3 protein-coding genes are annotated in these 5,121 nt (G+C 76.2%); 2 read left to right on the forward strand and 1 reads right to left on the reverse strand.

Annotated elements, in window-relative coordinates; genetic code table 11:
- Nucleotides 1-835, forward strand: an 835-nt coding sequence (locus ABEB16_RS10870) for an ROK family protein (RefSeq protein ID WP_345712271.1), incomplete at its 5' end; no start/stop codon positions are given.
- An 82-nt stretch (nt 836-917) separates the two neighbouring features.
- On the opposite strand, the gene ABEB16_RS10875 is transcribed toward ABEB16_RS10870, so the two are convergent.
- Entirely contained in the window at nt 918-4,235 is a 3,318-nt protein-coding gene (locus tag ABEB16_RS10875; RefSeq protein WP_345712272.1) for a pectinesterase family protein, read from the reverse strand.
- Between the two features lie 267 nt (nt 4,236-4,502).
- On the opposite strand from ABEB16_RS10875, the gene ABEB16_RS10880 reads away from it, so the two are divergent.
- Nucleotides 4,503-5,121: MFS transporter (locus ABEB16_RS10880; protein ID WP_345712273.1), on the forward strand; the 619-nt coding region annotated here is incomplete at its 3' end.

The raw sequence follows: 5,121 nt of genomic DNA on the forward strand, positions 1-5,121 counted from the left end.
CGGCGTCCTGCGCGGCGCGGGCGTGGCGCAGGACGCGGTGCTGTCGGTCGGCCTGGCGGTGCCCGGGCCCGTGACGGGCGACGGGCACGTCGACGCCGTCGAGCGCTGGCTGCCCGGTCTGGCCCGCGCGGACCTGCGCGCCGCCCTCGGCGGCGTGGCCGGCTGGCCCGTCCTGGTGGAGAACGACGCCAACCTCGCCGTCCTCGGCGAGCGCTGGCGCGGCACCGCCGCCGGCGTCGACGACGTGGTGCTGCTCCTGGCCGGGGAGCGCTTCGGCGCCGGGGTCTTCCTGGGCGGCCGCCTGCTGCGCGGCGCCCACGGCGGCACCGGTGAGCTGGGGGTGCTGCGCCTCGTGGAGGGCGTGGGGGACGCCGACGGCGTCGGTGCCGTCGCCCGCCGCCTCGGGGCCGAGGCCGTGGCCCGCGCCGGTGGTCGCACCCGGGCGGCGGCCTCCCGCGGCGGTGCGCTGTTCCGCGCCGTCGGGGGGGACCCGGAACGGGTGGACGCCGAGGTGGTGTTCGCCGCGGCCCGCGCCGGCGACCCGGCGGCCGCCGCCGTCGTGGACGCCGTCGCCGCGCGGCTGGCCCGGGTGGTCGCCGTCGTCGCCTCGGTCCTCGACCCCGCCCTCGTCGTCCTCGGCGGTGCGGTGGCGGGGGCGGGGGACGTCCTGCTGCCGGCCGTGGAGCGGGAGGCGGCGCCGCTGTGCCGCTGGCCGCCGCTGCTGCGGGCCTCGGCGCTGGGGGAGCGGGCCGTCGTCTCCGGCGCCGTCCGCCTGGCCCTGGACGACGTCGCGGGTCGGCTGCTGGACCTCGGCCCGGCGCCCGCACGCGCCTGACGCGATCCCGGGACGACCACGGCGCCGGGACGACCACGGCCCCCGGCGCGTCGCGCGCCGGGGGCCGTGGATCACGTGCGGGTCAGCGCCGGGGCGACCAGCCGTCCGTCCCGGACAGGTAGGCCGCGGGGGTGGCCTGCGCGGCCTGCTGCCGCGACAGCTGCGGGCGCCCGTCCACCGGGGCCTGGCCGCGGACGGCACCGGGCCCGGAGTTGGAGTACTCGGCGAACTCCGCGTCGCGCCAGGACCAGCCGCTCATGTCCGCCCACGCCGGCGTCGCCACGTGCCCGCCCAGCCAGGAGTCGCGGACCACCACCGCCGGGTCCGTGACGGGGTTGCTGCTGGGGTGCCAGGGCCGGCCGAGGAACACGGTGCCGGCCGCCGCGTCGGACTCGAAGCGGCAGCGCACGAACAGGAAGCCGCGGCTCACGGGTGTCGTCGAGGCCGCGGTGACGTACCCGTTGACGGCCTGCCCGCGGTCCAGCGAGCGCAGCGTGCTCCGCTCGAACACGGCGGTCGCGCGGCCGTAGACGAAGTCCACGTCCCCCTCCACGTAGGAGTCGCGCACGTACACCCGCGCGTTCGTGTCGCGGTTCGGGGTGTCGGCCAGGTAGGTGTCCTGGTTGCCCAGCAGCCGCACCCCGTCCAGCACGACGCGGTCGCCGGTGGTGCGCAGCGCCAGGGCCTGGCTGCCGCCGTTCGCGGCCTCGTCGTAGGCGTTCTCCACGGTGACGTCGGCGAGGGTGGCGTCCCCGGCGAGGACGGCGAGGGTGGGGGAACCGGTGCTGCCGAACGTGCCGCCGTAGAACTTCTGCTGGCCGGAGGCGACGTCGTACGTCAGCACGACGTCCTGCGCGCGGCCGCTGCCGCCGCGGATCCGCACGTGGTCGGCGGCGGGCCGCACGCGCACCACCTCGCGGTAGGTGCCGGGTGCGACGACGATCTCCACGGGGTGGTCGGCGCGCTCGGCGGCGCCGACGGCGGCGGTGATGCTGGCGAAGTCCCCGGTGCCGTCCAGCGCGACGCGGACCGTGCGGCCGACGCGCTCGTCGGGCACGAGCGGGCCGGCGCCGGCGGTCACGACCCGCTGGACGTCCCCGACCGGGTCGGGGGTGTACGGGTAGGACGCGCGCGGGTCGAACGTGGCACCGGTGGAGTCCTTGCGGCCGCGGATCTCCGTGAACAGGTTGTCGCGGGACTCCACGCGGGAGGCGGGGTCCTTGGCGACGACGGCGTCCTCGCCGTTGGCGTACACGCTGGACTCCACGAGGACCTGCGCCGCGCCGCGGGACATGGTGCCGTACTGGCCGATGCCGTCGAGGTAGTTGTTGTACAGGTGCGCGGCGGCGGTGTTGTCGATGCTGGCGTTGCGCTGGAAGGTGTTGGAGAACCAGTTGTGGTGCATCGTGACGGTGGTGACCACGTTGGGGGTCCAACCCACCCCGACGGCCTTGTTGTGGTCGCGGAAGACGTTCCAGGACAGCGTGACGGCCGTGGAGTCCTTGCGGACGTCGACGAGGCCGTCCCCGAGGCGGGTGAACTCGTTGTGGTCGATCCACACGTTCGAGGCACCGTCGAGGCGGATGCCGTCGTTGTCGTTGTCGGCGCTCTTGCCGTCCCAGTCGCCGGGGACGTAGGAGTCGCGGAAGCGGAGGTTGCGGACGACGACGTTGGAGCTGCCGTCGAGGAAGAGACCGCCGCCGACGATCTCGGCCTGATCCCCGACGCCGGCGATCGTCTTGTCGTCGCCGACGCGGATCATCGAGCCGAACGGGTCGACGGTGATGCGGCCGCGGACGAGGATCGTCGCGGCGCCGGGCAGCGCGGCGTGGTGGGCCAGGGCGGCGGCGTCGGTGACGGTCACGGTCGGCCCGTCCTGCCCGCCGGTGGTGCCGATGGGCAGGCCGTCCGCGGGCGTGGCCGCGAACCCGGTGGCGACCAGGGACCACACCGGCCCGTCGGCCGTGCGCGTGTCCGGCGCGCGCATGAGCCGGAGCAGTTCCTCCCCGGAGGTGGGCGCGGCGGCCCCCCGGGACGGGCGACCGGCGCCGGCGTGGGCGGCCACGGCCCGTCGCGCCGCCGGTGCCGGCTCGATCCGCAGGTGCGGGCCGGCGGTGCCGGTGACGGTCGGGGCGAGCGGTGCGCCGGGGTTGGCCCGGTTGTACGCGGCCAGGACGTCCACCTGGCGCCCGTTCACCCACGTCCCGGCGGCGTCGATCCCGGTGCCGCCCCAGTCGTGCACGATGCGGTCGGCGCCGATCCCGTCGGCCAGCTCGAAGGTGTTCTCCCGGGCGATGATGCTGGACTCCACGCCCACGCCCCAGGAGTACTGGTAGTTCTCGGGGTCGCTGACGCGGTAGACGTTGTCGTAGACGTGGGCCTGGCCGAAGCGGACGCGCGGGGCGCGCTGCACCAGGTCGACCATCTCGTTGTGGTGCAGGGTGACGCGCAGCTTGCCGCGGTCGGCGACGGCGCCGTCCCCGTTGCCCCACAGCATCGACTTGTCGTGCCCGACGAGGCGGTTCCAGGAGATGGTGACCAGGTCGGCGGCCCGCACGACGTCCAGGAGCCCGTCGTGGCGCAGGAACCTCTCCCCGAAGTACACGGGCTGCTCGGAGTCCGCGGTGTCACCGTCGTCGAGGGTGAGGTGGTCCAGCCACACGTGCGTGGAGCCGGAGACCACGAGGTTGTCCCACTCGGTCTTCCAGGTGTCGCCGTTCCAGCCGGGGAAGCAGTCGTAGGCGTCGGAGATGTGCAGGTTGCGCACGATGACGTCGTCGGCGCCGTCGATCGTGACGGCGAACCCGGTGAGGGTGACGTCCCCGACGCCGATGAGGGTGGTGTTGGAGGGGACGCGGAGCTTGATGCGCTCGCCCTGCGCGGCGCTGGACGCCTTGCGCGCGTCCTCCAGCGGGCCCGTGGCGGCACCGGACCACCGGGCGGGGTCGTAGGTGTGCAGGTAGTCGGCGAGGGTGTAGCCGTCGCGGGCGTAGTCCTCGCAGGTGGTGCGGGTGCCGTCGGGCAGGGTGGCGGCGTCGATGTCGGCGACGACGCGCACGATCTTCGGGTGGTCGCCGCTGAGCGCGGCGGCGAGCTCGTCGCGGGTGCGGACGTCGACCACGTCGCCGGGTGCGGCGTCGGAGCCGCCGCGGGTGCCGCCCTCGGCGGAGGCCCAGCCATCGGAGGCGGCCAGCGGTTCCCGCTCGGGGGCGACCGCCTGCGCCGGGGGCCGGTCCGCCGCGCGCGCAGGTTGCGCCCCCGCGGAGGCCGGCGCGCCGGTCAGGCCGAGCCCGAGGGCGAGGGCGAGGGCCGGGGTGAGCGTCCGCACCGCGCGGCCGAGGGCTCCGCGGGTGCCGGGGGGAGGGGTGCGCCGGGGGTTCTCGGGTGCGGGGAAGGGCATCGTTGCGCCTCTCTGCCGGGGCGGGGAGAACGGGGGACCGGTGGTGCGGATCGGTCGGTGTCGACCGGTAGCGGGGGGCCGCGGCGTGGGAGGACCCGCGGCAGCGCGGAACCGTCCGGGGCGGCGTCGGAGCCAGGCGTGAAACCGGTTCCCCAGAAACTAGCAGGGCCGTCCCGCGGGCACAACGGCTAGCAGCGTGCCCGCTGCCGGGACCGGCCGGATCCGACCGTTGACCTCCAGCGCGGTCGAACTCCTAGCGTCGTCCCCGTGCTCCCCGACACCTCCGACGCATCAGAGACCGCTCCCGCCGCGCCCGGCCTGCTGAGCCCGCGCTACCGGGCCCTGACCCTGGGCATCGTCGTCCTCGTCGTGACCGCCGCCTTCGAGGCGATGGCGGTGGCGACCGTCATGCCCGTCGTGTCCGCCTCCCTCGGCGGCGTCGAGCTGTACGCGCTGGCGTTCGCCGCGCCGCTGGCCACGAACGTCCTCGGTGTCGTCGCCGGCGGGCTCGACAGCGACGCCGCCGGTCCGCGCCGGCCGGTGGCGGTGGGGCTGGTGCTGTTCGTGGCCGGCCTGCTCACCGCGGCGCTGGCGCCGTCGATGGCGGTGCTCGCCGTGGGCCGCGCGGTGCAGGGCCTGGGTGCCGGGTTGTTCGTCGTCACGCTCAACGTCGTCGTCGCCCGCGCCTACCCCGAGGAGCTGCGACCGCGGGTGTTCGCCGCCGAGGCCGCCGCGTGGGTGCTGCCGGGGGTGGTCGGCCCCGCCCTCGCCGGGGCGGTCGCCGAGCAGGTGGGGTGGCGCTGGGTGTTCGCCGGCCCGCCCGTGCTGGCGGTGCTGGCGCCGGTGGTCGTGCTGCGGCGCCTGCCCGCGGGGCCGGTGCCGGGGG

This window comes from Kineococcus glutinatus (genome assembly GCF_039542765.1).
GTDB classification, from domain to species: Bacteria; Actinomycetota; Actinomycetes; order Actinomycetales; family Kineococcaceae; genus Kineococcus_A; species Kineococcus_A glutinatus.

What these genes read in the sequence shown, in the direction of transcription:
- ABEB16_RS10875 (WP_345712272.1), bottom strand. Translation starts at nt 4,235, where the DNA reads ATGCCCTTCCCCGCACCCGAGAACCCCCGGCGCACCCCTCCCCCCGGC.